General features: G+C 46.1%; 23 protein-coding genes. 7 read left to right on the forward strand and 16 right to left on the reverse strand.

Going from position 1 to position 26,315, the window contains the following annotated elements:
• Window positions 1-166: 166 nt before the first annotated feature.
• A complete protein-coding gene (locus NWE73_RS12305; RefSeq protein ID WP_277578630.1) occupies window positions 167-2,362 on the forward strand; it encodes a patatin-like phospholipase family protein in 2,196 nt (731 codons plus the stop codon).
• Here the strand turns inward: NWE73_RS12305 and trmB are convergent.
• Genes trmB through NWE73_RS12320 form a run of 3 tightly spaced genes read right to left on the reverse strand, consistent with a single transcriptional unit; the run spans window position 2,359 to window position 5,125 of the window.
• Window positions 2,359-3,063, reverse strand: coding sequence for a tRNA (guanine(46)-N(7))-methyltransferase TrmB (trmB, locus tag NWE73_RS12310; RefSeq protein ID WP_277578631.1), 705 nt, complete (start codon window positions 3,061-3,063; stop codon window positions 2,359-2,361). The two genes, NWE73_RS12305 and trmB, sit on opposite strands and share 4 nt — an antisense overlap.
• Window positions 3,038-4,072: a cation diffusion facilitator family transporter gene (locus NWE73_RS12315; RefSeq protein WP_277578632.1), complete on the reverse strand. Its 1,035-nt coding sequence runs from the start codon at window positions 4,070-4,072 to the stop codon at window positions 3,038-3,040. The genes trmB and NWE73_RS12315 overlap by 26 nt, the downstream gene beginning before the upstream one ends.
• Window positions 4,073-4,123: 51 nt before the next feature.
• Entirely contained in the window at window positions 4,124-5,125 is a 1,002-nt protein-coding gene (locus tag NWE73_RS12320) for a GGDEF domain-containing response regulator (protein WP_277578633.1), read from the reverse strand.
• 396 nt (window positions 5,126-5,521) lie between these two features.
• Between NWE73_RS12320 and leuS the strand changes: the two genes are divergently transcribed.
• The 3 genes from leuS to NWE73_RS12335 all read left to right on the forward strand — a co-directional run bounded on the left by leuS (window position 5,522) and on the right by NWE73_RS12335 (window position 10,790).
• A complete protein-coding gene (gene leuS / locus NWE73_RS12325; protein WP_277578634.1) occupies window positions 5,522-7,957 on the forward strand; it encodes a leucine--tRNA ligase in 2,436 nt (811 codons plus the stop codon).
• Window positions 7,958-8,018: 61 nt separating this feature from the next.
• On the forward strand, window positions 8,019-9,932 hold the full coding sequence (gene speA, locus NWE73_RS12330; RefSeq protein WP_277578635.1) for a biosynthetic arginine decarboxylase: 1,914 nt from the start codon (window positions 8,019-8,021) through the stop codon (window positions 9,930-9,932).
• 324 nt (window positions 9,933-10,256) lie between these two features.
• The gene (locus tag NWE73_RS12335) at window positions 10,257-10,790 is read left to right on the forward strand and encodes a transposase (RefSeq protein ID WP_407652951.1); all 534 of its coding nucleotides are present in this window, start codon (window positions 10,257-10,259) and stop codon (window positions 10,788-10,790) included.
• 239 nt (window positions 10,791-11,029) lie between these two features.
• Here NWE73_RS12335 and NWE73_RS12340 read toward each other — a convergent pair whose 3' ends face one another.
• The 3 genes from NWE73_RS12340 to NWE73_RS12350 are packed head-to-tail and all read right to left on the reverse strand — an operon-like array spanning window position 11,030 to window position 14,715.
• Window positions 11,030-12,049 (reverse strand): ABC transporter permease subunit, encoded by a 1,020-nt coding sequence (locus tag NWE73_RS12340; RefSeq protein ID WP_277578637.1) that lies wholly within the window; start codon window positions 12,047-12,049, stop codon window positions 11,030-11,032.
• Window positions 12,046-13,041, reverse strand: a complete 996-nt coding sequence (locus tag NWE73_RS12345) for an ABC transporter permease subunit (protein WP_277578638.1) — start codon at window positions 13,039-13,041, stop codon at window positions 12,046-12,048. The genes NWE73_RS12340 and NWE73_RS12345 overlap by 4 nt, the downstream gene beginning before the upstream one ends.
• A gap of 54 nt (window positions 13,042-13,095) precedes the next feature.
• Window positions 13,096-14,715, reverse strand: coding sequence for a peptide-binding protein (locus NWE73_RS12350; RefSeq protein ID WP_277578639.1), 1,620 nt, complete (start codon window positions 14,713-14,715; stop codon window positions 13,096-13,098).
• 148 nt (window positions 14,716-14,863) lie between these two features.
• Here NWE73_RS12350 and NWE73_RS12355 point away from each other — a divergent pair, with 148 nt between their 5' ends.
• From NWE73_RS12355 to NWE73_RS12365, 3 genes are all read left to right on the forward strand, one after another.
• Window positions 14,864-15,955, forward strand: a complete 1,092-nt coding sequence (locus NWE73_RS12355; protein WP_277578640.1) for an agmatinase family protein — start codon at window positions 14,864-14,866, stop codon at window positions 15,953-15,955.
• Complete coding sequence (locus tag NWE73_RS12360; RefSeq protein WP_277578641.1) at window positions 15,948-16,307, forward strand: arsenate reductase family protein; 360 nt, start codon at window positions 15,948-15,950, stop codon at window positions 16,305-16,307. The genes NWE73_RS12355 and NWE73_RS12360 overlap by 8 nt, the downstream gene beginning before the upstream one ends.
• An 83-nt stretch (window positions 16,308-16,390) precedes the next feature.
• Window positions 16,391-16,540: a hypothetical protein gene (locus tag NWE73_RS12365; protein ID WP_277578642.1), complete on the forward strand. Its 150-nt coding sequence runs from the start codon at window positions 16,391-16,393 to the stop codon at window positions 16,538-16,540.
• Between the two features lie 36 nt (window positions 16,541-16,576).
• On the opposite strand, the gene NWE73_RS12370 is transcribed toward NWE73_RS12365, so the two are convergent.
• The 10 genes from NWE73_RS12370 to NWE73_RS12415 form a co-directional block, all read right to left on the reverse strand.
• On the reverse strand, window positions 16,577-17,206 hold the full coding sequence (locus NWE73_RS12370; RefSeq protein WP_277578643.1) for a hypothetical protein: 630 nt from the start codon (window positions 17,204-17,206) through the stop codon (window positions 16,577-16,579).
• 118 nt (window positions 17,207-17,324) lie between these two features.
• On the reverse strand, window positions 17,325-18,395 hold the full coding sequence (gene dinB / locus NWE73_RS12375) for a DNA polymerase IV (protein ID WP_277578644.1): 1,071 nt from the start codon (window positions 18,393-18,395) through the stop codon (window positions 17,325-17,327).
• 127 nt (window positions 18,396-18,522) lie between these two features.
• Window positions 18,523-19,350 carry a lysophospholipid acyltransferase family protein gene (locus NWE73_RS12380; RefSeq protein ID WP_277578645.1) on the reverse strand — a complete coding sequence of 276 codons (828 nt, stop codon included), beginning with the start codon at window positions 19,348-19,350 and terminating at the stop codon, window positions 18,523-18,525.
• A complete protein-coding gene (locus NWE73_RS12385) occupies window positions 19,314-20,165 on the reverse strand; it encodes a GNAT family N-acetyltransferase (RefSeq protein ID WP_277578646.1) in 852 nt (283 codons plus the stop codon). Before NWE73_RS12385 ends, NWE73_RS12380 begins: the two co-directional genes overlap by 37 nt.
• A 79-nt stretch (window positions 20,166-20,244) precedes the next feature.
• On the reverse strand, window positions 20,245-21,261 hold the full coding sequence (locus tag NWE73_RS12390; protein ID WP_277578647.1) for an L-threonylcarbamoyladenylate synthase: 1,017 nt from the start codon (window positions 21,259-21,261) through the stop codon (window positions 20,245-20,247).
• A 113-nt stretch (window positions 21,262-21,374) separates the two neighbouring features.
• On the reverse strand, window positions 21,375-23,891 hold the full coding sequence (locus NWE73_RS12395) for an ABC transporter permease (RefSeq protein WP_277578648.1): 2,517 nt from the start codon (window positions 23,889-23,891) through the stop codon (window positions 21,375-21,377).
• A 26-nt stretch (window positions 23,892-23,917) separates the two neighbouring features.
• On the reverse strand, window positions 23,918-24,583 hold the full coding sequence (locus tag NWE73_RS12400) for an ABC transporter ATP-binding protein (protein WP_277578649.1): 666 nt from the start codon (window positions 24,581-24,583) through the stop codon (window positions 23,918-23,920).
• On the reverse strand, window positions 24,580-25,203 hold the full coding sequence (locus NWE73_RS12405; RefSeq protein WP_277578650.1) for an arylesterase: 624 nt from the start codon (window positions 25,201-25,203) through the stop codon (window positions 24,580-24,582). Before NWE73_RS12405 ends, NWE73_RS12400 begins: the two co-directional genes overlap by 4 nt.
• A gap of 109 nt (window positions 25,204-25,312) precedes the next feature.
• A complete protein-coding gene (locus NWE73_RS12410; RefSeq protein ID WP_277578651.1) occupies window positions 25,313-25,666 on the reverse strand; it encodes an RNA recognition motif domain-containing protein in 354 nt (117 codons plus the stop codon).
• 136 nt (window positions 25,667-25,802) lie between these two features.
• Window positions 25,803-26,294 (reverse strand): YajQ family cyclic di-GMP-binding protein, encoded by a 492-nt coding sequence (locus NWE73_RS12415; protein ID WP_277578652.1) that lies wholly within the window; start codon window positions 26,292-26,294, stop codon window positions 25,803-25,805.
• Between the last annotated feature and the right edge of the window lie 21 nt (window positions 26,295-26,315).

Raw genomic sequence — 26,315 nt, forward strand, 5'->3', positions numbered from 1 at the left:
AAGTTCCGACTTCATTTTCTCACTAAACCTATGTTGAAACTCACTCGAATCTCCTAAGTGTTGATTTGAAAGTTTGCTGTAGTAGCTTATTCAGAAGGCCCGTCTTCGATGGGAAAATAGCGATCTTCACACAGCGAATCCCCATCAAGATATTAGGGAGTTAACTATGTTGAAACGTTTCTTGAGCTCTCCAATTTTAAAAACAGCACTGGCTCTCTTTTGTTTTTTAAATTCTGGGCAGGCCCTGGCAAAAAGACCGCGCATTGGCTTGGTCTTGGGGGGCGGCGGCGCCCGCGGATTCTCTCACGTCGGTGTTATCAAAGTTCTCGAGGAAAACCGCATCCCCGTGGATTGCATCGTCGGCACCAGTATTGGCTCCCTGGTGGGCGCGTCTTATGCCGCAGGTCGCACCCCAAAGGAAATGCAGGAGCAAATCGAAGCTGTCGACTGGGACGACATCCTATCTTCAGAAGTCCCACGCCAAGCCAATACTTTTCGCAAAAAACAAGATGATTCGCTTTCACTGCTGGGTCTCGAGGCTGGAATTACCGATAAGGGCGAACTCAAATTGCCTCTTTCAGCCATAAGCACTCAGAAAATTGAATTTTTCTTACGCACTTTAACCTTTGGTGGAACGACACCCACTTTTGATCAACTCTCGATTCCCTATCGTGCTATTGCTACGGACTTGGCCACTGGCGATATGATTGTACTCAAAGATGGCGATCTCGTGACCGCTATGCGCGCCAGTATGGCCGTGCCAGGTGTATTTCCCTCTGTACCTGTAAAAGGACACACTCTTGTAGATGGTGGGCTGGTTCGAAATCTTCCTGTCGATATCGCGCGACAGACCTGCGCCGATGTTGTCATTGCGATTGACGTTGGCTCGCCTCCGTTGAAATCGGATGAACTCAATGATATTTTTACCGTCGCCGATCAATACACTCGTCTGATGATGATACAAAATGTCTATCCGCAAATTAAAAGTTTATCGGCGGATGATTTGTTAATTACACCACAACTTGGTTTATTGAGTTCTTCAGATTTCAAACAGAACAGAGCCTTCATCGATGCCGGGGAAGCGGCGGCCCGCGCGGCATTACCACAATTGAAGCGCTACTCAGTCAGTCCGGCAGAATATAAAACCTGGCAGGATCAGCATTTCTCCAAACGCCTGAAGCCAGCACCTGTAAAAAATGTGATTGTCAGTCCAAGCAAATGGGTCAATCCCGAAGTGATGAAAGGCGCTCTGGATGTGAAACCAGGAGCTCTACTTCCACAACAAACCTTTCACTCTCGCCTCCTTGAACTTTATGCCCGCGGTGACTACAGCCAACTTGACTATGAATTGCTCTACAACCCTGAAGGACAGACTGTTTCGCTATTACCTGTAGAAAAAAGCTGGGGGCCGAACTACCTCAATTTTGGTCTTAGCTTAGGAACAGATTTCCAAGGTTCAAGTCCCTGGAATATCGCAGCGATGTATCGCCGCACCTGGGTGAACTCTTTGGGGGCTGAGTGGAAAACAATCGCGCAGATGGGTAGCTCAACACTGCTTAGTACTGAATTTTACCAACCACTCCAGCTGAGTGGTTATGCCTTCACATCTCCCTACCTGGTTTACACAGAAAATCCATTGGCCCTTTGGAAAGAAGATTCAGAGATTGCTGAATATCGATACTCTAAAACTTCGACAGGAATAGACATAGGTTCCGGATGGACCCGATTTGGTGAAGTGCGGTTCGGGCCTCTTTACAGCACCTATCGCGGCACTCGGCAGATTGGATCAGCGCTTTTGCCAGACGTTAGAACTTTTGATTACGGCCTGCGTTTGAACTTACTCTATGATCAACTAGATCACTTTTTCTTTCCAAGATCCGGTCAGTATTTGAATATCTATGGGTACTACTCACTGGGAGGCGAAGACGTCATTAGCAACTACAATCGCTATGGACTGAACTTTCGCGCCGCCATTCCCACCGGGCGCGGTGGTGCCTTTCAAGTAACCCTCAAAGGACAAAATGCCAATGGCGACCGTCCCGCATTTGTGGATGTGAATTGGCTGGGTGGATTCCTGAATCTTTCAAGTTACCGCTATCAGCAACTCATTGGTGATCAATATGCCTATGGATCACTTCAGTACTATAAGATGTTTGATTTCTTATCTGGGAGTTACTGGGGCTTAGCCATGGAGGGTGGACGGTTGTTCAATCCTGTGGATCCATCGGTGACAGATGCGTGGCATAGCTCTGTCACAGCTTATTTAGCTTATGACAGTATTTTGGGACCGTTATACTTTGGTGGCTCCTACGGGGACAACCACCAATCGCGTTTCTATTTGATGCTGGGGAAACAGTTCTAAGCTTTTTGCAAACGCACGAAGTTGATTTTGATTCCTTCGCGCAAGAAGATTTTTTCGAAAGCAGTTTCGAAGTTTTCTTCTTTGATAGGCGAATTGTGCAAATCTTGTGTTTCAAAAAGAATTTTGTATTTGGACTGACGGATTTCATCCATGGCCCATAAGAAATAAACCAAAGAATCCGTTTTGAATTCGATGATAGATCCCGGTTTTTGCATTGAATGAAGAATGTCTAAATTTCTTTTACAAACCACGCGATTTTTTGGTTTCTTCGGTGAAGTCCATGGATCCGGGAAGTGAATAAAGACATTGTCGATTTCACCCTCAGTGAAAAGCTCTTCAATATTGAAAGCATGAAAACGTGCCACGGCTGCATTTGAGCAGTTGGCATTCATTGCACGACGGATCGTCTGGATAAGAGGTTTGTATTTCAATTCCAAACCAACTAAAAGACGTGATGGATTTTTTTGTACGTAATGCGCGAAGTGAGTTCCATTGCCAGTACCGATCTCAACGTCCATGGGAGTTGCAGCCTCAGCTTTGAAAACGTCAGAGCGCCATTTTCCTTTGTTTAAAGGAGCACGAACCTCATCAAAAGCAACATGAGAGTACTCACCATTCAGAGCCAAAGTGTACTCTGTTTGATGAGGCAAATTCGTGGTGATATTAATCTGACGTCTAGTTGGATCGATTGGCATTTTCATAGGCCAATGGATTAGTCGCCGCCGGCCCGCCGGTCAAGCTTTTCACTGTGAACGGACGCAAAGTTTTAAAAGGAACCCGTCTAATTGGACAATTTTCGAGATCACAGATTTCACAAAAGGATTTTTTACAAGGATCCAAGTGAAAGGCGATTTCGCCATCCACGGGATAATCTTGAACCACTTTTCGCTCAAAATCATGAGTTTCGTTATGAGCTTGCAGCATATTCCAAAACTCCGGAACAACTAAATGTGCATCCACGTGATGAAAACTTCCCGAGCGAATGATGCGCAAGTGATGAATATCAATAATCCCTGGCATACGGTTTTTCTGAAGGGCATTGGTCAAATTTTCTAAAGAGCCCTCATCCATTTCATCCAGCAGTCCGCCCCAGGATTGACGTACAATTTTGAATCCCTGGAAAGCCAACTGCAGGCCCACCAAAATCGCAATTGCCGGATCCAGCCACTCAATCTTAGTCCACAGAACCAAACCAAGACCCACCATCACACCGACAGTCGTCGTCACATCTGAAATAACGTGGGCACCGCTGGCTTGCAAAGCTTCAGAGTGATGCTTTTTGCCCATCTGCTTAAGATAAACGCCCAAAAGCAGATTCAAAAAGGCCGCGCCACCAATAATCAAAACACCCAGCTCAAGTTTCTGAGCGGGTTCGTGATTAATCAAGGCCTTCAAACTCTCGCCAATGATCATCAGGGCGGCGAAGAAAATCAAACCGCCTTCAAAGGCTGCAGAAAAATATTCTGCCTTGCCATGCCCATAGGGATGTTCGGCGTCCGCTGGTTGAGATGCAAAACGAATCACGAAAAGCGCAACGATGGAGGCCACAACATTAACGATACTCTCAAGAGCATCAGACAAAACCGCCGCTGAGCCCGTCAGACGGTAAGCTCCCATCTTGATAAGGAAAATGAATACGCTCGCAATCGCGGAAATCCATGCGGCTCTATTGCGATATTTTTCTGAGGGATTAACGTTAGTTGCAACCATATTAGGGTTGTCCTAGCTTAGACAAAGACAGTCAATGAATTACTGTGTGGATTATTCGCCCGCGGCTTTTTTGCGCTTTTGCGAACCGGTTTTTAACTCGACAACTTTACTGATTTCCGGCTTGTGAAAGCAAACCTGATTGCGGCCGCCGCGTTTTGCATCATAAAGGGCATGATCGGCTCTGCGCACTAGTTCACGAGCACTCAAAGACTCCCCTGGAATCGTAATCGCAAAGCCCAAAGAGGCCGTGAGCTTAATTGAATCTTCTTCTGTTTTAAACGTCGTCTTTTCAATATTCTCACGCAAACGCTGACAGAAATGCATAGCGCCTTCGTGATTGGTTTCAGTCAGCACAACCAGGAATTCGTCACCGCCATAGCGCGCAGGAATATCGATATTGCGAGTGCAAGCTCGAATGATCTTACCCACCTCGGAAAGAACATAACTTCCGAATAGATGATCATGACCATCATTTACAGTTTTAAAATAGTCCATATCCATCATCACGACGCAGACATCACGATTGAAACGTCTTGCACGCTCCATCTCGAAGTCAAGACGTTGATAGAGTGAGCGCATATTGTACAGACCCGTAAGATCATCGGTATCAACCAGCTCTTTGAGCCGCTCATTTGCATAGAGCAATTGCTCATTCAAATCACGAATGCGCAACTGTGTCCGAATGCGGGCGAGAAGTTCAAGAGGAACAAAAGGCTTTACGATGTAGTCGTCAGCTCCCGCATCCAGAGCTTCAATGATCGCTTCGGTGCTTGAGTTCTCTGAAACGAAGACACAGGAAACATGAGCCAGACGTTCGCGCACCGTTTTCAAAACACGCAAACCCGCCATTGATGGCGCCATCCAATCCAAAATCACAACATGAGGAACCCACGACTCAATCAACTTATGGGCATCTGCTTCCGTGGTTACACCACGGGCATCGTAGCCTTCCCAACGGAGAGGCTCGAGCAAGATTTCCATGCTGTCTTGGTCATCGTCGATTACTAGAATGCGGCGACTTTTTGGATGTTTAATAGTGCCCTCGAAATTCATCTTACATACCAGTGTAACTTCAGAGCTTCTTCTCGGTTAATTTGTCGATTTTATTTAGGACAAAATCTCTTCCTACGTCTGTCCTTCGACTTAGATCTCGGTCGGGTTCAGAGGGCTGGGAGAGCTGCACTCATCGCTTCGGACAGTCCTCGCTCGACTGGGCTTGGGTCTTGAAGTAGACCTTTGCCGAGCTTGCGGAACTCGCGCTGAGTGCAGCTCTCCCAGCCCTCTGAGCCCGCGAAATTTATGTCTTTGATGTGTGTTCTTAGGGTTTGAATTGTTGTGAAATTTTCGGTATTTACATAGAGGTTCAAAGAAGCTTTTTGGGAAGTTTTGCGTGAGTGGGATTTTCTGGGGGTTTTCTTCGCTTTTTTATTTTTTGTGGAGCGTGTTTTTATGGGTTTGAATTTTAGTGAGTATGAATCGAAGTGGCAGAAAAAGTGGGCTGAGGCTAAAGCGTTTCAAGCTGAGACGACTTCTGCGAAGCCTAAGTATTATGCTTTAGATATGTTTCCTTATCCTTCTGGATCGGGGCTGCATATTGGGCATATGGCTTCTTATACTCCGGGGGATATTGTTTCGCGCTACAAACGTGTAAATGGTTTCAATGTTCTTCATCCGATGGGCTATGATGCGTTTGGTTTGCCGGCTGAGCAGTATGCTATTCAAACTGGAATTCATCCCGCTATCACAACTGATAAGGCTATTGCCAGCTTCCGCAAAACACTTCAGTCATTTGGGTTTAGCTTTGACTGGAGTCGTGAGATTTCCACTTGCGAGCCTAAGTACTACAAGTGGACTCAATTTATTTTCTTGAAACTCTATGAGCGCGGACTGGCTTATCAAAAAGAAGTTCCTGTGAACTGGTGTCCAGCTTTGAAAACTGTTTTGGCCAACGACGAAGTCATCGATGGAAAATCAGAGCGTGGTGGACATCCGGTCATTCGCGTTCCAATGAAACAGTGGATGCTTAAAATCACTGATTATGCGGAACGCCTTTTGAATGATCTGGATAAAGTCGATTGGCCTGAACGCACGAAAGAGGCACAACGCAATTGGATTGGAAAATCTGAAGGCGCGCGCATCACTTTCAAAATTGAAGGAGAGAGTGAAACCTTTGAAGTCTTCACCACCCGCCCTGACACTTTGTTTGGCGTAACTTTTATGGTGATGGCTCCAGAACATCCACTTGTTAAAAAAATCACTTCTCAGCCGCAGCATGCTGCTGTCGAAGATTATGTTTTGGCGACTTCTCGTAAATCTGAAGTTGATAGAAAAGCGACGACTGACAAAACCGGTGTTTTCACCGGTGCTCATGCTCTTCACCCAATCACGGGAGAGAAAATTGAGATCTGGATTGCTGACTATGTTCTGACTGATTACGGTACCGGTGCAATCATGGCAGTTCCTGGTCATGATGCTCGCGATTTTGAGTTCGCGAAGAAATTCAATTTACCGGTGAAGAGAGTCCTGTCTCCAGCCGCCTCTGGCGGTGGTGAAGGTGGCGATGAGTTGCCTTTCGAAGGCGAAGGCACGTTAGTGAATTCTGATTTCTTGAATGGTCTTTCTAAAGCAGAGGCCATCAAGAAAATGCTTTCTCACTTGGAATCTAAAAAATTAGGAATTCGCGAAGTTCAATACAAGCTTCGTGATTGGCTCTTCAGCCGCCAACGTTACTGGGGTGAGCCCTTCCCTATTGTGAACTTCCCGAAAGCAGGTCAATTGGGCGTCCCTGTGAACGAACTTCCTGTGATGCTTCCAGAAGTGGCGGACTACGAGCCATCAGATTCGGGTGAAGCTCCGTTGGCAAAGATCGCTGACTGGGTGAACTATGCTGGCAAACCTGGATTTGGCGAAGGCGAACAAGGCCGTCGCGAAACAGACACGATGCCAGGTGCTGCCGGTTCTTCTTGGTACTTCCTTCGCTACATCGACCCGAACAACGACAAGGCTCCGTTCAGCCCTGACGCTGAAAAATACTGGATGCCGGTAGATTTGTACGTCGGCGGGCCGGAACATACTGTGGGTCACTTGCTGTACTCTCGTTTCTGGATGAAGGTGCTTTTTGATGTGGGCTTGGTCACTCATGATGAGCCTTTCAAAAAACTGGCTCACCAAGGGATGATTTTGGGACCTGACGGTCAGAAGATGTCAAAGTCTCGTGGCAATGTGATTTCTCCGGAAGAGATCGCAAAAACTCACGGCGCTGACTCGATCCGAACTTTCATCAGCTTCATGGGGCCTTTGGATACCGACAAACCTTGGTCTCCGACAGGAATTGATGGCGTGAAGCGCTTCTTGGACCGTGTGGGTCGCTTGGTTGTGACTGACGACGGTCAATACGTGGCGACGAAGGATGCTTTGCCGCCAGCGACTGAGAAATTACTTCATAAAACCATCAAAAAGGTCACAGAAGACATCGAGAGCATGAGCTTCAATACAGCCATTGCGGCGATGATGATCCTCGTAAATGACCTGTATAAGGCAGAATGCCGCTCGGAATTAGCTCTCAAACCTTTGACGCAGATCCTGGCTCCTTTTGCTCCCCATTTGGCAGAAGAATTGTGGGAAAAATTGGGCGGAACGGGACTTTGCTCTTTGGCTCCATGGCCAAAATATGATAGTACCCTCTGCGCTGATGACACTGTAACTATTGGCGTGCAGGTGAACGGAAAAATGCGCGGCACGATTGAGCTGGGCGTGACGGCTTCCGAAGAGGAAGCACTTGCGGCGGCGAAAGAAGTTTCAACTGTTGCAGCTGTTCTTGCTGGTAAAAATCCCGATAAGGTGATCTACAAAGCAGGAAAAATTTTGAACTTGATTGTTAAATAGTTTGTTTGCACTCCGACTTCGTCGGAGTAGGTATGACGGTAAGTCAGAAAGGTCTACAGAGATGTCACAGACACCAAATTGGAGTCCTGAAAAGAGCGCGGAGCTTTACGGTATTAACAACTGGGGCAACGGTTATTTCAGAATTAACGGATCAGGCAATGTGTCTGTTACTCCGATGGGTGCAAATGGCCCCGCTGTAGATCTTCATGAGTTAACTCAAGATCTTTTGGATCGCGGTATCCGCGTTCCAATCATGATCCGCTTCCCTGACATCATCAAATCTCGCGTTGAGCTTTTGAACGGTTGTTTCAAAAAAGCCTTTGCGGATCATGGCTACAAAGGCAACTACAACGGCGTTTACCCGATCAAGGTGAACCAACAAAGACATCTCGTTCAAGAGATTGTGAAATACGGCAAAGACTTCCAAATGGGTCTTGAGTGCGGCTCTAAGCCTGAACTTCTTGTCGTTCTTGCTTTGATGAACACGGAAAACGCGTTGATCATCTGCAATGGCTTCAAAGACGCTGAGTACATCGAAACAGCTATTCTTTCGCAAAAACTAGGTCGCAACACCATCATCGTTGTTGATCGTAAAGAAGAATTGAAAATGATTGTGGAAGTGGCGAAGAAATTCAACACTCGTCCAAAAATCGGCTTCCGCGCGAAATTAAATACGCAAGGCGCTGGTAAATGGGTTGATTCTTCTGGAGCACGTTCTAAGTTCGGTCTGACTGCAACTGAGATCGTGGACGGCGTTGAGTACTTGAAAACTGAAGGCATGCTAGATTGTCTTGAGTTGATGCATTACCACATCGGTTCACAAGTTCCTGCCATCCAAAGCATCAAGTCTTCTTTGAAAGAGGGCGCACGTTTCTATACTGAACTTGTAAAAATGGGCGCGGGCCTTAAGTACATCGACGTCGGTGGCGGTCTTGGCATCGACTACGACGGCTCTGGCCACTCTGACAGCTCTGTAAACTACTCTGAGCAAGAATATGCGAACGACATCGTGTCTGTTCTGCAAACTCTTTGCGACGAAAAAGGCATCCCACATCCAAATATCGTGACAGAGTCTGGCCGCTTCCTAGTGGCGCATCACTCTGTTTTGGTGTTTAACGTGATGGGCGTGAACGATCTTCATCGCCAAGAACCACCTCGTCCTGCAACGAAATCTGATCCATCGATCATGAACGATATGCAGTACATCTTTGAAAAAGTGAACAAAGACAATATCAACGAATGCTTCAATGACCTTGAGCAATCGAAACAGGAAACTTTGCAGCTTTTCACTTATGGCGTTCTTTCACTTGAACAACGCGCTTGGTGTGAAAGCATGTACTTCACTATCGCAACTAAGATGGTGAAATTGGCGAAGACTGTTCCTGATACGGAAGATATCGTTACCGCTCTTTCTAAAGAGTTGTGCGATACTTACTACTCAAACTTCTCTTTGTTCCAATCGCTTCCTGACTCTTGGGCCGTGGGACAACTGTTCCCAGTGATCCCTATTCACCGCTTGGGTGAAGAGCCTGTGCGTGAAGCCACATTGGCCGATTTGACTTGTGACTCTGATGGTGTGATCGAGAAATTCATCGATACAGAATCTGGCGAACCAAAGGAAACTTTGCGCGTACACCAATTCACAGAAGGTCAACAATACTACTTGGGCGTATTCCTCACGGGTGCTTACCAAGAGATCCTAGGCGACTTGCACAATCTCTTCGGCGATACCGATGCAGTCCACATCTCTTTGAACGGAATTGGTTATACAATCGACCATTATGTTCCTGGCGATACTGTGACTGAAGTTTTGTCATACGTTCAATACGGTCGCTCTGAGATGGTAGACAACGTTCGTCAAGCAACGGAAGAATCCATCCAAAAAGGCACGATCACGAAGCAAGAAGCTAAACTTTTGATCAAGCACTACGAAGAAGGCCTCTCAGGTTACACATACCTCGAAGAAGCCGAATAGGTACCTGCTTCCTATTAGTTCAACAAAGTACACAAAAAGGCGCTCAAAAGGCGCCTTTTTCTTTCAAGAGGTACCTGCTTCCCTTTGTACCAAAAAGTGCTCAACGTTGTTAAAATATTCAAGCAATCCAGAATCCATGCATCGGACCTGAGAACTTATTTGAAGCTATTAGAATAGCTCCCAACTGTCTGGGGAAATTGCATACCCTTCCGACATATGCCAAGAAAACAACAAATATACACTTCAGAGTTCCCGTATCACATATCAGCGCGGTGCCACAATAAGGAATGGTTTGGTCTTCCTTTGGAAGAGGTTTGGGCCACAATGTCGAATTATCTATTTTTTATTTCAACAGCCTACAAAATTGAAATTCACTCTTTCGTTCTTATGAACAACCACTTTCATCTTATTGCCAGGTTTCCCGAAAACAACATGTCAGAGGCGATGAATTATTTTATGCGAGAGACTTCTAGAGTCATTTCTAGATCCTCTATGCGAATCAATCAAACTTACGGCGGAAGATATTTTCGTTCAGCCATCACCAAACCTCATTATCTTGAGCACGTGTATAAGTATGTTTACAGAAATCCCATCGAAGCTGGTCTTGCTTCAAATGCTGAAGAGTATCCTTACAGCACACTCTCGATTCTTCTTGGCAAGAAAAATGGAATAATCCCACTAATTCGTGACCCTCGCCTCGAACCGAAACTGCTGGAATCTACCTTGAGATGGCTTAATAAAAAGCCTGTTAGCGAAGACAAAGAAGAGGTCCGAAAAGCTTTAAGAAAACCTCAATTCACGTTAACAACGAAGGCAAAAAATATGTTCGTACACCATCTTGAGGTAGACCGATTGTAGAATCGAATAGAATGATGTATCCGCTGAAAGTGGAAAGCAAGAAAGCTGCCTTTAAAGCGCACTTCGAAATGTCGCACACAATAGAATATGTCACAAAAGATCTAACAGAAGTGGTGCAGCACTTTCAAACCGACAAGTTATTGAGTCTATGAAAATAAAAAAGACGAAGTCGCCTTCGTCTTTTTATCTTTTTAAATCTATGTACCAATTCTTACTAAAAGGAAGCAGGTACCTTTAGACTACATTTTAGAGTCGAAAGCGTCGCGGACTGCTGTACCGATGTTGTTCAAAAGAATCAAAGTTACAACGATCGCTACCAACGGACCCCACACCAACCACTCAGCGATGGTGAACCATTTTTGAGCTTGTGCCATCAACTCACCCCATGAAGGAGTAGGCGGACGCAGACCCAAGCCCAAGTAATCCAAGATCGACAAAGAGTACACGTTTGCAGAAATCGCAAACGGTGCAAATGTGATGATCGGAGTCAGAGCGTTCGGCAAGATATGTTTACTGATGATACGTGTGTGATCTGCACCGATAGCGCGAGCCGCTTCCACGTATTCACGTTTACGCAAAGACAAGAACAGGGCACGCATATAAGCCGAGATACCTGTCCAGCCGAACAACGCTGAGAATACGATCAACAAGCCTAAGCTTGGAGTGAAAATCGAGATAATCGTAATCAATACGAAAAGGTACGGGGTACTTTCAACGATCTCAACCACACGTTGGCCGACCAAGTCCCATTTACCACCAAGATAACCCATCATCGCACCGAAGGTGATACCGATAAGATAAGTCACCGCCCAAGCACCAAAAGCAAAGATCATCGTGTAACGGAAACCATAAAGAAGACGAGTCATGACGTCACGACCGCTTTCATCTGTTCCGATCCAATTTTGCTTCGAAGGAGCTGAAGGATAAGTGTCTACAGATTTATTGCTTTCATAAGGGTCCCACTGAATAACCGGCCAAATTGCCCAGTCATCCTTGCCCATTTCCAAAGCGCGATAGTCCATCACATAGATGTCTTCGCGATCGAAAGCTGTTGGATGGTAATCTACAAACAACGGGAAGAAAGTCTTCCCATGGTAATGCATGATATGAGGACGGTTGTTCGCCCACAATTCAGCAGTAAAGCTGAAGAAGAACATCGCCAGAAGGATCCAAACAGACGCAACCGCAACGCGATCACGTTTGAAGCGCTTGTATCTCTTGAGAGTAAGCTCATTTTTAATAAGGTATTTCTGGATCATTTGAAGTCAATCCTTGGATCGATAAGAACATAGATGATGTCGCTCAAGATACGACCCACCATAAGTAGCATTGATGAAATGAAGGTCAAACCCATGATCACGTTATAATCACGAGACAATACAGATTGGTAACCGAGCAAACCGATACCATCCAGATTGAACATTTGCTCGATGATCAAAGAACCCGCAAGGAAGGCTCCCAAGAAGCCACCAAGACCGGTCGCAATTGGGATCAACGCGTTTCTAAGAGCATGCTTGAACACAACCACGCGTTCAGAAAGACCTTTTGCACGAGCTGTTCTAACGAAGTCAGACTTAATAATGTCCAACATCGAGTTACGCATCAAAATAGAAAGTTCTGTAAATCCACCGATCATGTAACAGATCAAAGGAAGTACAAAGTGATGAACACGGTCAACGATCTGCTGCCAGTTTGTCATTGAGTCATAGTCATCAGACTGGAAACCACCAATAGGGAAAAGATTAAGCTTCCCGGCGAAAACAACGATTAAGAAGATACCGAGGATGAGTGGCGGAATCGCATATGTGAAATTGAGAATAATAGAAGAGATACGATCGAAACTTTTTCCTGCCGTAATCGCTTTGCGCACTCCAAGCGGAATACACACAAGATAGGTCAGGATCAAAGAAGCAATACCGAAGGTAATAGATACCGGAAGTTTGCTTTTGATGACGTCGATAACTGGCTCTTGATAGGTGAAGCTTTCACCGAAATCCAGAGTTGATAGGTTCTTCAACCAAATCAAATATCGTACGTGCATAGGTTTATCGAAGCCGTATTGTTTTTTTAAGGCTTCGATAACTTCTTGGTTTACAGACGTGTCACCACGGCTGTTAGCACCACTTGATCCGCCGCCGCTAGCAGCCGATCCGAAACGGATCGCCTGCAGCTTCTGCTCAATAGGACTCCCTGGAGCCAAATTAATTAGGACAAAGGTAACTACAGTGATCCCGAGAAATGTCGGGATCATTAGCAATAATCGACGGATAAGGTAAACGAACAAGGCCCTACTCCAAATTTCTTCTTAAGGTTTCATCCACCAGTAGTCTTTACCAATATCGAACTTGAAAGTCTCTGCTGGCATACCTACTTTTGAAGAATTTGCATAAAAATCGAACTTATCGTTGAAAAGGAACGCGTACGGAGCATCGTCAGCGATCTTTTTGTAAACTTCTTTAAGCAATTTCACGCGTTTAGCTTTAACTGGCTCAACACGAGCTTCGTCGATCAATTTGTCAACTTCAGGGTTTTTGTAAGCGATGAAGTTAGATCCGCCCGGAACTGCGCCAGATGAATGCCAGATTTGTTTAGGATCTGGATCTACTGAACCGCCACCCCACGCCATTGTCACAGCGTCGAAGTTACCTTCATCAACCAATTTCAAGAATGAGTTCCATTCAAGATACTTAAGCTCAAGGTCGATACCGGCTTTTTTAAGGTCTTCGCGGTACATTGTGTAGTATTTCTCAACGTCTTTGTTCGGGTAGATCAACGTGAATTTGAATTCAGTCTTTTTACCGTTCACAACTTTATCAAGAACACCGTTCTTGTCTGAATCTGCCCAACCAGCTTTAGCCAAAAGTTCCTGAGCTTTTTTCGGATTAAACTCAATCGCTTTGTTGCCAGGGTTGTATTCAGATCTCAAGTAAACAGCACCGTTTGCAAGATCAGACATTCCATAACGGAATTTTTTGTTCATCTCTTCGCGGTTCAACAAGTGAGCTAGCGCGATACGAACATCTTTGTCTTTGAAAAGATCTTTACGGAAGTTCCAACCGATGAAACCGAAAGATTTCGGAGCGTCGTTAGCAACTTTGTGTTTGATAACTGTTTTGCCCCAAGGAGCGCCTTCAGTTTTCTTCATGAAAGACTCGATACGGAGATCGATGTAGTCCAACTCACCTTTTTTAGCGCGCTCAAGAACAACGTTGTCGTCTTTGTAGAAACGCATAGTGATGTTTTCGAAATTGTACATGCCTTTGAAAGCAGCGTCTTTGTTGCCGTACCATTTGTCGAATTTTTTCAACTGGATCAATTGACCACGGTCGAATTTAGACAAAACGTAAGGACCCGCACAGATCAACTCTCTGTTCATTTTTTTAGACTTAGCAACATCGCCGTAAACGTGTTTCGGGATGATTGTCATAGTCGCAGCAGATTCGAAGTTTTGGAAGTAAAGGTCTTTTGCTGTGATTTTCACAGTCAAAGGATCTACAACTTCTACTTTTGCCAAACCTTCATAGTAAGGGCGCAAGTGAGCCGCTTCATATTTTGGTTCAAAGATAGCATCGAAAGAGAATTTAACGTCTTCAGCAGTTACAGGCTTACCGTCGTGGAAAACGGCATCTTTGCGAAGTTTGAAAGTGAAAGTTTTGTTGTCTTTAGAGATCTCCCACTTTTCAGCCAGACGTGGAGTCCAGTTGTAAGTTTCGATATCGTGAGTCGCCAAAGTATCACAAACGTAGTTCTGAACATAACGTGCGTATGTATCAGTAGCTGTGATCGGGTGAACCGTCGGTGGTTCGCCACCTAGGTTGTAAACGAAATTTCCGCCAACTGGAGCATTTGCATTTGGTGCAGCAGCCATAGCGGGAGCGGTCAAAGCTGAGCTCAATACGAGCGCCAGTAGTCCCATCATTTTCATTGTGTCTCCTCCAAAGAATTTCGTAGGGAATTTCAATAGTTCCCAAAGTGGGCTTAAAATCGGTTATGCCGGAAAAATAATCAAGTTATTGCTCGATTAACGCTACGCCCAAATGCTATATACGTGGAGAATTTTCAAGGAGAAAAAGATGTCTGAAAAGACAGCGGAAAACGCATCAAAAAACCCAGCCAGCCAAGCACCAAAGTTCGACCCAACAACAACCATTTCTGCCGAGTTCGGAATCTTCGGAATTCCGATGACTGAAGAAGAATCCAAAGTGGTTCTCGTCCCGGTTCCTTGGGAAGTGACGACTTCTTACGGCGAAGGTGCTTCTCGTGGCCCTCAAATCATCCGTGCTGCCAGTGAGCAGATCGACCTCTTCGACATCGAAGTGGGCAAGGCTTACGAAGTCGGCTACCACATGCGCGACCTCTCTGAAGACTTATGTAACATGAATGACAAATTCAAGGGTGTTGCCCAAGAACTCATCGGCATGCGCACAAATATGAGCACTGACACAGCAAAGATGAACTCTTTGGCAGCGCAAGTGAATGAAGCCTGCGAAGAGATGAGCCAATGGGTCTACGATCAATGCTCGGATGTATTAAAAAAGGGCAAGCTTCTGGGTCTTGTCGGCGGAGACCACTCCACTCCTCTGGGTGCAATTCGCGCCGTGAGTGATAAATTCAAAGGTGAGTTCGGTGTTTTGCATATCGATGCCCACGCGGATTTACGTAAAGCTTACCAAGGCTTCAAACAATCTCACGCCTCAATCATGTACAACGTAATGACGGACGCGAAGAAGCCGCAGAAACTTGTCCAAGTCGGTATTCGCGATTTCTGCGAAGAAGAATATGACTTCAGCGAGTCTCGCAAAGACATTAAAACTTTCTATGACCTAGAGTTGAAACGTCGCCTTCTAAAGGGTGAGACTTGGGAAAAAGTTTGCCAAGACATCATCAAAGAACTTCCGCAAAACGTTTATATCTCTTTCGATATCGACGGTTTGGATCCGGCTTTCTGCCCTCACACTGGAACTCCGGTTCCTGGCGGCTTGAGCGTGGATCAAGTGTTCTTCCTTTTCCGTGAAGTTCACGCTTCAGGTCGCAAGATCATCGCATTTGATTTGAACGAAGTTTCTACCGGTGGTCTGGACGAATCCGAAGTTGAATGGGACGGCAATGTGGGCGCACGTATTTTGTATAAAATGTGCGGCTGGTTGGTGAAGAGCAATGCTTAAAGTTTACGAATACGCCAAGTGCTCAACTTGCGTAAAAGCATTGAAGTTTCTAGATGCGAAAAAAGTTTCGTACCAGAAACTTCCTATCGTGGATAAAGCTCCCTCACAGACAGAACTGAAGAAAATGCTGACTGCGCTGAAAGAGCGCGGCGGCAGCATCAAAAATCTTTTTAATACTTCCGGTGTTTTGTACAAAGAATTCAAGATCAGCGAAAAGCTTCCGAATATGAGCGAAGCCGAAGCCTTGAAACTGTTGTCTGAACACGGAAAGCTCGTCAAAAGACCATTTGTTTTGGGCGACGATGTCGCCTTGGTTGGTTTCAAGGAAGATGATTGGAAAAAAGTTTTCTAGTCTGACTTCTGACACAAAATCGGCAATGCGAATATTTAGCGTAGGTTAAATATTGTAAGCTGATTGTGACCAAGGAGGTCTATATGGTAAGCCTCTCGATAGTAGTCTTAACCGTGGCGATCGTCGGCACGGGGCTTTGGATGGTTTTCCGCTTCTCAGCAGGTGGCGAGCTGAAAAAAGAAACCTACCATAAAATTCCCGCCCATCATTCAGATAAAAAAAGGAGAGTATAAACTCTCCTTTTTTTTTACAAACTGATCGCTAAGCTATTAGTAGCAAAGAGTTGCGCCCATCTCAGGAGAGCAACCATTCCAGTTTGTAGACTTGCAGTACAGATTTTGCGGAGTTCTCCACTTCCCTTTAGCCATACAAGATTCCCAGTAAGGGCTTTCAATATCTGCAGCTTGCGCCTCAAACTCACGATTCATGGAAATCAAAAGGTCACGAGACTGCGCTTCTGACATATCTAGTTTTGTCGCCAAAGATTTAATTGCAGCCGAAGACGGCAGGTCATGCTTCATCAATGTTTCGATATCTTTTTTATTCAAACCAATTTTTGCCAATGAAGACAGACCCTCTGTTTTTACTCCATTCAAGGCAGTCTGCACCTTCTCTGCCGCTGTCATGCTAATGTTGTGTTTCAGAGCGAAGTCAGCGGCTGCAACGTTTGCAGACTCGCCCGTGGTTGGCAAAGTGATACTGGCAGTGGAAACGAAGTTGCGGCGACCTGGACGAACTGGGCGATAAGGGGCTGGGCGGCGATCATGGTGATGATGGCCATCGCCAAGACCAATACCGATGATCACGCCAATCGCACCGGCGGTGATTTCTTCGTCAGTACAGCCAGCGTTGAATAACATTGCAATCGTGAGGACACTCAAAAGAATAACTTTTTTCATGGTGGTGGTTCCTTGTTTTATTTGGCTTCGCGATGTCACAATGTCACCGCGTTTTTGCGAAAGAACCTTAAAGCAACTTAAGTGCCAGCCTGACTTAGCCGAAAGTGCACCACTTTAATTAGATAGCGAATTTTAACTGCGAGGTTACAGGTTCGTTAGATACTTTGTTTTGAGTGCCCAGCCTAACTCCCAAGCCCACAAGGCGAACTGCGACACCACGGCGCGACCAGGCTCGTTCCAAAAGTCTTTCAAAATCTTTCTCGGTGGGAATTCCATGAATCACTTCTTCATGCGTTGTTGATTTGAAATCAAAGAACTTCAACTTCACAACCATACCGCGCACGCGATCTTCGTACTCACCTTGAATGAGGCGCTGATAGAAATCTTCGTAGAGAGCAGGAATGCGCTTTCGGCACTCCTCATAGGTTTGCAGATCAGTATTATAAGTCTCTTCCACAGTCAGAGATTTTCGCTCCCACTCGGTGACAACCTCGCGATCATCAATACCTCGCGAGAAATCATAAAGCTCTTGAGCGCGTGAACCAAACCAACGATGCAACTCTGGCACAGAAAATTTTTGAATATCAGAACAGGTGTACAAACCAAGCTCGTGCATTTTTTGAGCGGTGACTTTACCGACTCCGAAAATCTTTTCCACCTTCAGGTCTTTGACGAAACCTTCCACGTCTTGAGGCCGAACGACGAATTGCCCGTTAGGCTTTTTCCAATCGCTGGCAATCTTGGCGATGAACTTGTTGGGTGCAATGCCCGCAGAGGCTGTCAGATTCAGCTCTTCAAAGATAAGGCGGCGGATTTCCTGGGCGATCAAAGTGGCACTGCCACCAAACTGCTTACAATCAGTCACATCAAGATAAGCCTCATCCAAAGAAAGGGGCTCAATCTTGTTCGTGAAGCGTTCAAAGATTTCGCGAACCTTGCGGCTTTCCTCTTTATAAAGATCAAAATGCGGAGGGATTAGAATCAACTGCGGGCACAAACGCACCGCCTGGGAAGAGGGCATCGCCGAGCGCACACCAAACTTGCGCGCTTCATAACTCGCCGTGCAAAGTACACTGCGAGTATTCGGTGGCCCGCCAATGCCCAAAGGTTTCCCTTTAAGTTGAGGGTTAAATTTAACCTCAACCGCAGCATAAAAACAGTCCATGTCGATATGGATGATCTTCCTCATTTACACATTATTTACATATCTAATTATGAGGGTCAAGGCAGAAAGTTTCAGTCCAAGACCAAAGAATGCCCGCTACCTTTTCCGAAAATGTGACAGGCACCTTTTCGGAGAAAACGGCAGGCACCTTCTAAGTGGTTTCGAGTTCGGGAGGAACTGCAGGGACTGCGATGCCTTTTACTGGGACAAACTTTTCTGAGATCAGGCTGTGTGCTTTGTCAGCGATCAAGCCGCGGTCGTCTTCCGGGGTTGTGTGAATCTGTTCTAGGAACTCGATTTCGGCGTGCAATGATTTAAGCGTCAGAGCTTTCCACAAAGAGGTCGCGAACGTGATGTCGCCGTACCAGCACAAGTGATCGCGCCATTTCAAAGAAAAGTCTTCTCCGTTCACTTTGCGGAAGTTGACTACTGCAGGCTGAATTGGAACTCCAGCGTGGGAAGCAGCCATCATCAAGGTTCTCTTGAAAGGAAGTACCTGCTCCCCGTTTGTCGAAGTGGCTTCAGGATAAAGCACGATGCGGAAACCATTTTGCAATGCCGTCACGATCGACTTCATCTCATCCAGGATTTTAGTGCGACTGCGACGTTCAACGTACATGCAACCACCCATCTCGGTCAGAAGACCCAAGAAAGGAGTTTCACGCATTTCGTTGGAAGTTACAAAAAGCAGCGGAAAGATCGAACCCATCAACAAGATGTCGACGAAGCCCATGTGATTGCTCACCAACAAAAACTTTTCGCCGTCTTTAGGTTTGTTCTTCACGGTGAGATTCATTCCGAAAGCTTTCAGAATGATCCGACAGAAGAAGGTCACATTTTTTGAAAATTGCGCTCTTCGTTTTTCAGGATTGCGGATCACCAAATGACAAAGGAATGACCAAGCCAAGAAAGTGACAATAACTAGAACGAAATAAATTAGATTTAGGACTCCGCGGAGCCCAGCTTGAATCTCTTCCACAGAGTTCTATTTAAATCTTCTCTGTGCAGAATGGTCAAGAAGTCTATGCATTGGAACTCTTTATCCCAGGCTGGCTCTCCGCCTATGTAGGCGCCAATCTTGAGGTAGGCTCTACATAGCGGGGGCAAAAGCTCTTCTGCTTCTTCTCGTTGCGTCTGAGTCAGAGGATTGCGCAGTTCATCCTTAAAGAAACTAAACATCGGCATCGTATATGCCAAAGTCGGGCGAGTTCTAAATCCAGGATTAATTCGGCCTTCTTCTTCAAAGTACCGGGTTAAAAGAGCCGCATCGCGAGGATCATCCGTTTTCACAGTCGCGCAACCAAATAGAAATTGCGAGTCGGAGGCCGCAAGATAGTCAGCAATTCCTCGCCACAACAAAGAGATCACAACACCTCTGCGGAAATCCTTGTGAATACAAGCGCGACCGAGTTCAAGCTTCACTCCAGGTTGTTGAAGGATGGAGCTCATCATGAACTCTTTCGCGGAATAAAATTGATTTGTAAATTCAGAGCAGCGCACGCGATAAGTGCCGACCACTTTGTTCGAACGCTTTTCCTTGATAATCAAGTGATCACAGTCAAAATCGAACTCGTCGATATCCAAGCCCCAGGGAGTCGTCTTGCCAATCATCTCTCGATGGAACACTTCAAAGCGAAGTGCCAAGGCCTCTTTCAGCTCTTCGGTCGTCGTCACTGTTTTAATCATGAAGGGTCCCACCTCAGATTGAATCGCAATCTTCGGCTTGAACTTATGCATGTTATTAGAGCGCATTTGATAGAAAGACTGAATGTTCTGAGAAATCCGTTCAACCATGCATCCTCCGTGGATAGCATCAGGCTAACAAACTTCAGATCTCAACATTGTCAGGACTCAGTAAGGAAACTGTCAGGACTTAAATGATCAGGCTCGCGGCTTTATTTAAACGATCGAACAAAGACTCCCAGCGCTCCCCGACCTGATGTTCTTCGCGGTAGAAGATAATGATATCTTTGCCTTTGGCTGCTACGTCGCGCAGATGTCCGTAAAATTCACGGGTTGCCAGCAGGGGATCTTTGGAAAGGTTCAACACTTCCGCAGAATGGACTCCATTTTTAGGTTTGATGATCTTAATGCTTTCGATTTCCTCTGGCAGCGTCGACAGTTTTTCGTTCACCTCTTGGATGATACTTTCAACTGAGCGGTTCTTTTCAGTGCAAACAATCAATGGAACCGGCGGCATATAGTGATGCTTCATATGCCCTGGAGATTCCCGTTTATCGACTTGTTCCAAGAATTCAAACTCAAAACCTTTTTCGGCAAGAACTCTTTCAATATCTGATTTCAGAATATGCCCACGACGTAAAATTGAAAGCACAACTTTGTCAGGGCGATGACGAATCAACAGCACTGTCGATTCAATACCGATTTGACAGTCTCCGCCATCCAGGACAAAAACATTTTCATTTTTGAATTCAACGCGCACATGGCTTGCCGATGTCGGTGAGGTTCTTCCAAATTTATTTGCACTAGGCGCAGCAAGCGGAATACCCACTTCCTCAATCAACTCTAAAGCCAACGGATGATTCGGCATGCGAATACCCACTGACTCCAAGCCAGACGTGATCATTCCATTCACAGAGGGATCTTTAGGCAGAATCATCGTCAATGGACCCGGCCAGAAAACTTCAGCCAAAGCCTGAGAAGCAGGCCCCCAGTAAGCCGTCACTTTTTTGGCCATCTCGATCGAAGAGACATGCACGATCAAAGGATCGAAAAACGGGCGCTCTTTGACCTTAAAGATCTTTTCAATCGCTCCAGGGACATCAATGCGCGCAGCCAAACCATAAACAGTCTCAGTAGGAAGCCCGATGACTCCCCCTTCTTCCAATATGACTTTCGCTTTAGCAAGACCCTCGTTGGGCGACATCATGAAAAAATCCTTTGATGTCCCCAACTTACCGCAAAACCCAAACCCGCGCTATCTCAAAAACCAAAAAGGTGCCTGCCATCTTTTCCGAAAAGATGGCAGGCACCCCCGGGAACTTAGGATTCGCGGAGGATGCTGAGGGCGCTTTCTTTTACTATGTCGAGGCTTGCGAGGAAAGAGATGAGCAAGCTGAGGGCCGTGATGATGAGGACTGAGATGAGAGGTTGGGCGAGGGAGAACTCGAAGGAGCCTTCGAAAAGGAAGCGGTTCAGGGCGTAGCTGACTCCGATACTGAGGAAGGCGCCGACGAAGGAGCTGATAAAGGCTAAGAAGGCGAATTCAGTCAGGATGAAGCCTGAGACTTCCTTGAAGCTGGCGCCTAGGATTTTTAGCATGTTGAGTTCCCAGCGGCGCAGTTTAATTTGGCTGCGCACGATTGAGAACAACACGATGTAACCGGTGATCAGAGCCAGATAAGCCATCAGCTCCAGGGACCAGCTCATCTTTTCTGCAGTACTCAAAATTTCATCCACCAAACGAACCACGTCGATAACGGATACGTTTGAAAACTTCTGCGCAATTTCTGTTTGCAGATGATTTCGCATCTCTGCATTCAAAGATGGTACCGAGGTGATAAAGGTTTTAGGAGCATCATTTAGAACTCCGTTTTGAACCAAAATAAAGAAATTCGGTTGGAAGCTGGTCCACTTCACTTTGCGGAAGTTGGCAATTTGCGCTTCGACTTCCACCCCTTGAACGTCGAAGACGACCAGGTCATTCAAATGAAAGCCCATGCGCTCCGCAAACTTCTGCTCGACAGAAAGTTGCGGATACTTTTGCTTGCTGGCGTCGAAGTCACCTGTGATCGGTTGCCCCTCGGTGATCTCTTCCGTTTCAGAGAGTTTAGTCCGATAGGACAAGTTTACGCCGCGATTACGGAAGCGTGCTTCACGCTCTTCTTCGCGGGTTTTAAATCCTTGAGCTTCGATCTTTCTTTCATAGTCCTGACCGTTGACCTTAAGGATACGCGCGCGAACCATCGGTGACTCACCCAAGGCTTGCACTTTGTTGTCAGCAAGAATTTTTTGAACTCCACCGAGCTGTTCATCCTGGATATCAAACAAGAACAGCGAAGGAATCTTTGAATGACTGTCGACGCGGAAATCAGCCTGCAGGGAGTTTTTTAGCTGAGGCAGAATATTGATCAGCAACGCTCCCATGCCTAAAGCCACAAACACCGCCAAACTGGCAGCGGCTCTTCGGGATACGCTCAAGAAACTAAAGCGCATGAACCAACGGTGAACGTTTTTCAATAGTCCCGCACCACGCACGGTCAGATATCCCACCGAGACAAGGACTGCGACTACGACCAGCAGCGCCCCCACAAAGATCGAACCAATCTTCCACGAGTGAGCTTGATAAACCGAAAGACCAAAGAACAACACCGCCGTCGGCACATACGGCCAGTATCTGCGCGGTCCTTCACCGACTGAAAACTTCTCTTCACTAAAGAGCTTGGCGGCGCGAAGGTCAAAGATCTTAATCATAAATGGCAAGCTGACAACAAAACTGCCCACCACCGCCATCAACAAACACAAGCCCCACGCCTCAAGAGTCACCCGCGGTTGTAAGTTGAAAGGAGTAAAGCTGCCTAGCAGTTTGGTCAAGAGTGGCAATACCAACTCACTAAAGAGCAAAGTCGGAATCGTCGCCAACAGCCCCAGCAAAGAAGCTTGAATCACATAGACACCGACAGCTTCTGCACTTTGCAAACCCAAAGTTCTTAAGATGGCGATCTCTTTCATACGACTTGAGAGGAACAAACGATAGATATAGGCGGCTCCCAAAGCCGACATAAATAAAGCGACCAAAGCCACCAGACCTAAATAGTCTGACAGATAACCTAACTGCCGCCCTGAATCCTCACCCGCGGTAGCGGGGGTATCCACAGAAACCTGCGGGTCGGTGAGTTTCTTATACAAAGACTCTTTAAGAGTCTCTTCCTGCGCTGCCACAGGAAGCTTGAATAGATAAGCTAAGGAAAACGTACTGCCGTACTGAATCAAGCCTGATTCCGGCAACAAAGCGCGGTTGATAAACACCCGCGGCGCCATAGTGGCCGCTCGGAAAGTCTGTGTTTCATCTTTGGTGATCACATCAGAAATTTTTAACTTAAGCTGTCCCAGTTGAACATCATCACCGGTCTTTAAGCCCATCTGAGATTCGAGCTCTGGATACACCCAAGCTGTTTTCTCTCCGATGATGTCTTTGGGACTGCCGCTTGCGATCCGCTTTCCTGATTGCAACTGCAAGTCACCATAAAACGGATAAGCTTGATCGACCGCTTTGACCAAAACCAAGCGCGAGCCTTTTGCTGAACTGAGCATCGCAAAGAATTCGTAGTTCTTTGCCTCCAAAGTTCCCTCTGGCAAAGCACTGCGCATGTCTTTCAGTTCAGTCTCTGTCAATTCACGGCGAGAAGACACGGCAAGGTCCGCAGAAAGAATCGACTTCGCGTTGTTTTTGATTTCACTCTCTAAAGCACTGTTAAAGGCCTTCAAAGAGACAAAGCCCGTCAGCCCCAAACTAAGATTGAAGATGAAAAACAAACCAAAGCGCCAGCTGCGCCTCATTTCCCTGATGGCTAAGCGAATTAAAATCATCGCTCCCTCAATTGACCATCTTCAAGGCGCAAAGTGCGTTCGCATCTTTTTGCAAGGGCCTCACTGTGAGTCACTAATATGGTGGTAATCTTGTGTTTGCGAATAACATCGAAGAAGACATCCATGACTTTATCGCCGGTATGAATATCCAAGTTTCCACTGGGCTCATCGGCCAAAAGGATTTTTGGTTTTACGACAAGGGCACGGGCGATTGCTACACGCTGGCATTCTCCCCCGCTCAGTTGACTTGGAAAATGCTCTAAGCGATGTCCCAGGCCCAACTCGCGCAAAGCTTCTTCAGCACGTACTCTAGGGTTTTCCATTTTCAAAATTTCCAACGCCAACATCACGTTCTCGAGCGCAGTTAGGTGCGCAATCAAATGATACTGTTGAAATACGATGGAAATATTCTGCGCCCGAAATAGAGTCAGCTCCTGTTCAGTCATTGGAACAAGATTGGCTTTATCCACCAAGATATCCCCACGATCCGCGCGCTCCAAGCCCGCAAGAATAGACAGCAACGTGGATTTGCCGCTTCCGGATTGACCAACAATCGAGACAATCTGTCCTGGCTCAATATTGACATTCAGTCCTTTGAGAACTTGAATCTCGACATCCCCCTGATGAAAACTTTTGCGAACATCGTTTAAGATCAAACTCATAAAGAACCTTTCAAGGCTGTGAACACAGTATCGGCGATAATTTTATGACCTTCTTCATTGGGATGAATGCCATCGGCGAGATTGTATTTGGGATTACCCGCCACTTTATCCAAAATGAAGGGAACGAAAGTCAGCTTGTATTTTTTCGCCAGGGATTCGTACATTTTTTTAAACTTGTCAGAGTAATCTTTGCCGTAATTGGGAGGCATATAAAGTCCGCCTAAAATCACGCGAACTTTTTGGGCTTGAGCATACTCGATCGCACTCGCAAGATTCTTCTCACTTTCGTCGACTTTCAAACCGCGCAAACCATCATTGGCTCCCAAGGCCAAGAACACGGCATCTGGTTTCGATTTAAAAATCCATTTCATACGACCAATACCAGAGGCGGTGGTTGAACCGCTTACGCTGGCGTTAAACACGGTCCACTCTTTCTTGCCAGCTTCATGCAATTTCTTTTCAAGCAATACTGGATAGGCGGCATCTTTCGCAACGCCGTAACCTTCGGAAACAGAATCACCGAGGACAACTAATTTTTTTTGTGCCGACGTTTGCGCGAGTGCGGAGGAAAAACTCAAAGAGGAAACTATAAGAAGAGCTGCAAATAAAAAAGGTCTCATAGTTTCCTATGAGACCTTTTATGAATTCTTAATTCAAGGCTGACTTAGTCAAACTGGCTCTTATCAACATCTGATAAGGACTAATTAACTACGACGTCCAAAGTTTCAACTAGCGACGACCGCCGCCACCGAAACCACCACGTCCGCCGCCGCCACCGCCGCCGCGTCCGCCACCGAAGCCACCACGACCACCGCCGCGACCACCTTCACGTGGTTCTTGTGGACGAGCTTCAGATACATTGATCTGACGACCGTTCAACTCAACGCCGTTTGCTCTTTCGATAGCAGCGTCAGCAGCTGAATCATCAGCCATTTCAACGAAGCCAAAACCTTTTGAACGGCCTGACTCTCTGTCCATGATAACTTTTGCTGAATCTACTGCACCGAATTGTGCGAAATGAGAGTGCAAAGCCTCGTCATCAACTGAATAAGGCAAATTGCCTACGTATAACTTCTTAGCCACAAAGACCTCCTGTGGATTTGTTAAACCCGAGGAAGCCTTCGAACAACATAAAATCGAGAACAATCACTTCGGGACCTGTACCTATAAAAAACCTACTTAAAGGCTAGCATAGCGTAAGTCCCGTGCAAGCCCAATTTTACGATCTCATATTATTAAATTGTAAGGGTACTGCGAAGCTTCCCCCTCGTACCAGGGCGATACATTCCTGAAGATCATCGATACTTTTACCAGAGACCTTCAGTTTATCATCAGCGATTTGCGGCTGTACTTTGAGCTTGGAATCTTTGATGACTTTAATAATTTCTTTAGCAACTTCGCGGTCAATGCCTTGCTGTAAAGTGACCTTCTGGCGGAGCATTTTGCCACCAGCTGGTTCAACTTTATCAAACTTCACAGCTTTGATATCCACCCCACGGCGATGGAGCTTGGTCTGCAAGATGCTTCCCATCTGCTCGATCTTGTAATCATCTTCAGCGTTCAAAGTAATTTCTTTTTTATCTTTGTCCCAACCGATTTCAGACTTGCTGCCCTTAAAATCATAACGACCATCAACCTCTTTACGAGCCTGATTAACAGCATTATCAATCTCTTGAATATCAAGTTCAGAAACAATATCAAACGAAGGCATTGTGCTCTATCTCCGAAAAAA

This window comes from Bdellovibrio svalbardensis (assembly GCF_029531655.1).
GTDB classification, from domain to species: domain Bacteria; phylum Bdellovibrionota; class Bdellovibrionia; order Bdellovibrionales; family Bdellovibrionaceae; genus Bdellovibrio; species Bdellovibrio svalbardensis.

Coding starts and splice junctions, on each gene's coding strand:
- NWE73_RS12345 (WP_277578638.1), bottom strand. CDS start 13,041: ATGATCCCGACATTTCTCGGGATCACTGTAGTTACCTTTGTCCTAATT.
- NWE73_RS12340 (WP_277578637.1), bottom strand. CDS start 12,049: ATGATCCAGAAATACCTTATTAAAAATGAGCTTACTCTCAAGAGATAC.
- trmB (WP_277578631.1), bottom strand. CDS start 3,063: ATGAAAATGCCAATCGATCCAACTAGACGTCAGATTAATATCACCACG.
- speA (WP_277578635.1), top strand. CDS start 8,019: ATGTCACAGACACCAAATTGGAGTCCTGAAAAGAGCGCGGAGCTTTAC.
- NWE73_RS12305 (WP_277578630.1), top strand. CDS start 167: ATGTTGAAACGTTTCTTGAGCTCTCCAATTTTAAAAACAGCACTGGCT.
- NWE73_RS12390 (WP_277578647.1), bottom strand. CDS start 21,261: ATGATGTCGCCCAACGAGGGTCTTGCTAAAGCGAAAGTCATATTGGAA.
- leuS (WP_277578634.1), top strand. CDS start 5,522: ATGGGTTTGAATTTTAGTGAGTATGAATCGAAGTGGCAGAAAAAGTGG.
- NWE73_RS12395 (WP_277578648.1), bottom strand. CDS start 23,891: ATGAGGCGCAGCTGGCGCTTTGGTTTGTTTTTCATCTTCAATCTTAGT.
- NWE73_RS12360 (WP_277578641.1), top strand. CDS start 15,948: ATGCTTAAAGTTTACGAATACGCCAAGTGCTCAACTTGCGTAAAAGCA.
- dinB (WP_277578644.1), bottom strand. CDS start 18,395: ATGAGGAAGATCATCCATATCGACATGGACTGTTTTTATGCTGCGGTT.
- NWE73_RS12385 (WP_277578646.1), bottom strand. CDS start 20,165: ATGGTTGAACGGATTTCTCAGAACATTCAGTCTTTCTATCAAATGCGC.
- NWE73_RS12370 (WP_277578643.1), bottom strand. CDS start 17,206: ATGAAAAAAGTTATTCTTTTGAGTGTCCTCACGATTGCAATGTTATTC.
- NWE73_RS12355 (WP_277578640.1), top strand. CDS start 14,864: ATGTCTGAAAAGACAGCGGAAAACGCATCAAAAAACCCAGCCAGCCAA.
- NWE73_RS12320 (WP_277578633.1), bottom strand. CDS start 5,125: ATGAATTTCGAGGGCACTATTAAACATCCAAAAAGTCGCCGCATTCTA.
- NWE73_RS12415 (WP_277578652.1), bottom strand. CDS start 26,294: ATGCCTTCGTTTGATATTGTTTCTGAACTTGATATTCAAGAGATTGAT.
- NWE73_RS12365 (WP_277578642.1), top strand. CDS start 16,391: ATGGTAAGCCTCTCGATAGTAGTCTTAACCGTGGCGATCGTCGGCACG.
- NWE73_RS12315 (WP_277578632.1), bottom strand. CDS start 4,072: ATGGTTGCAACTAACGTTAATCCCTCAGAAAAATATCGCAATAGAGCC.
- NWE73_RS12350 (WP_277578639.1), bottom strand. CDS start 14,715: ATGAAAATGATGGGACTACTGGCGCTCGTATTGAGCTCAGCTTTGACC.
- NWE73_RS12400 (WP_277578649.1), bottom strand. CDS start 24,583: ATGAGTTTGATCTTAAACGATGTTCGCAAAAGTTTTCATCAGGGGGAT.
- NWE73_RS12405 (WP_277578650.1), bottom strand. CDS start 25,203: ATGAGACCTTTTTTATTTGCAGCTCTTCTTATAGTTTCCTCTTTGAGT.
- NWE73_RS12335 (WP_407652951.1), top strand. CDS start 10,257: ATGTCGAATTATCTATTTTTTATTTCAACAGCCTACAAAATTGAAATT.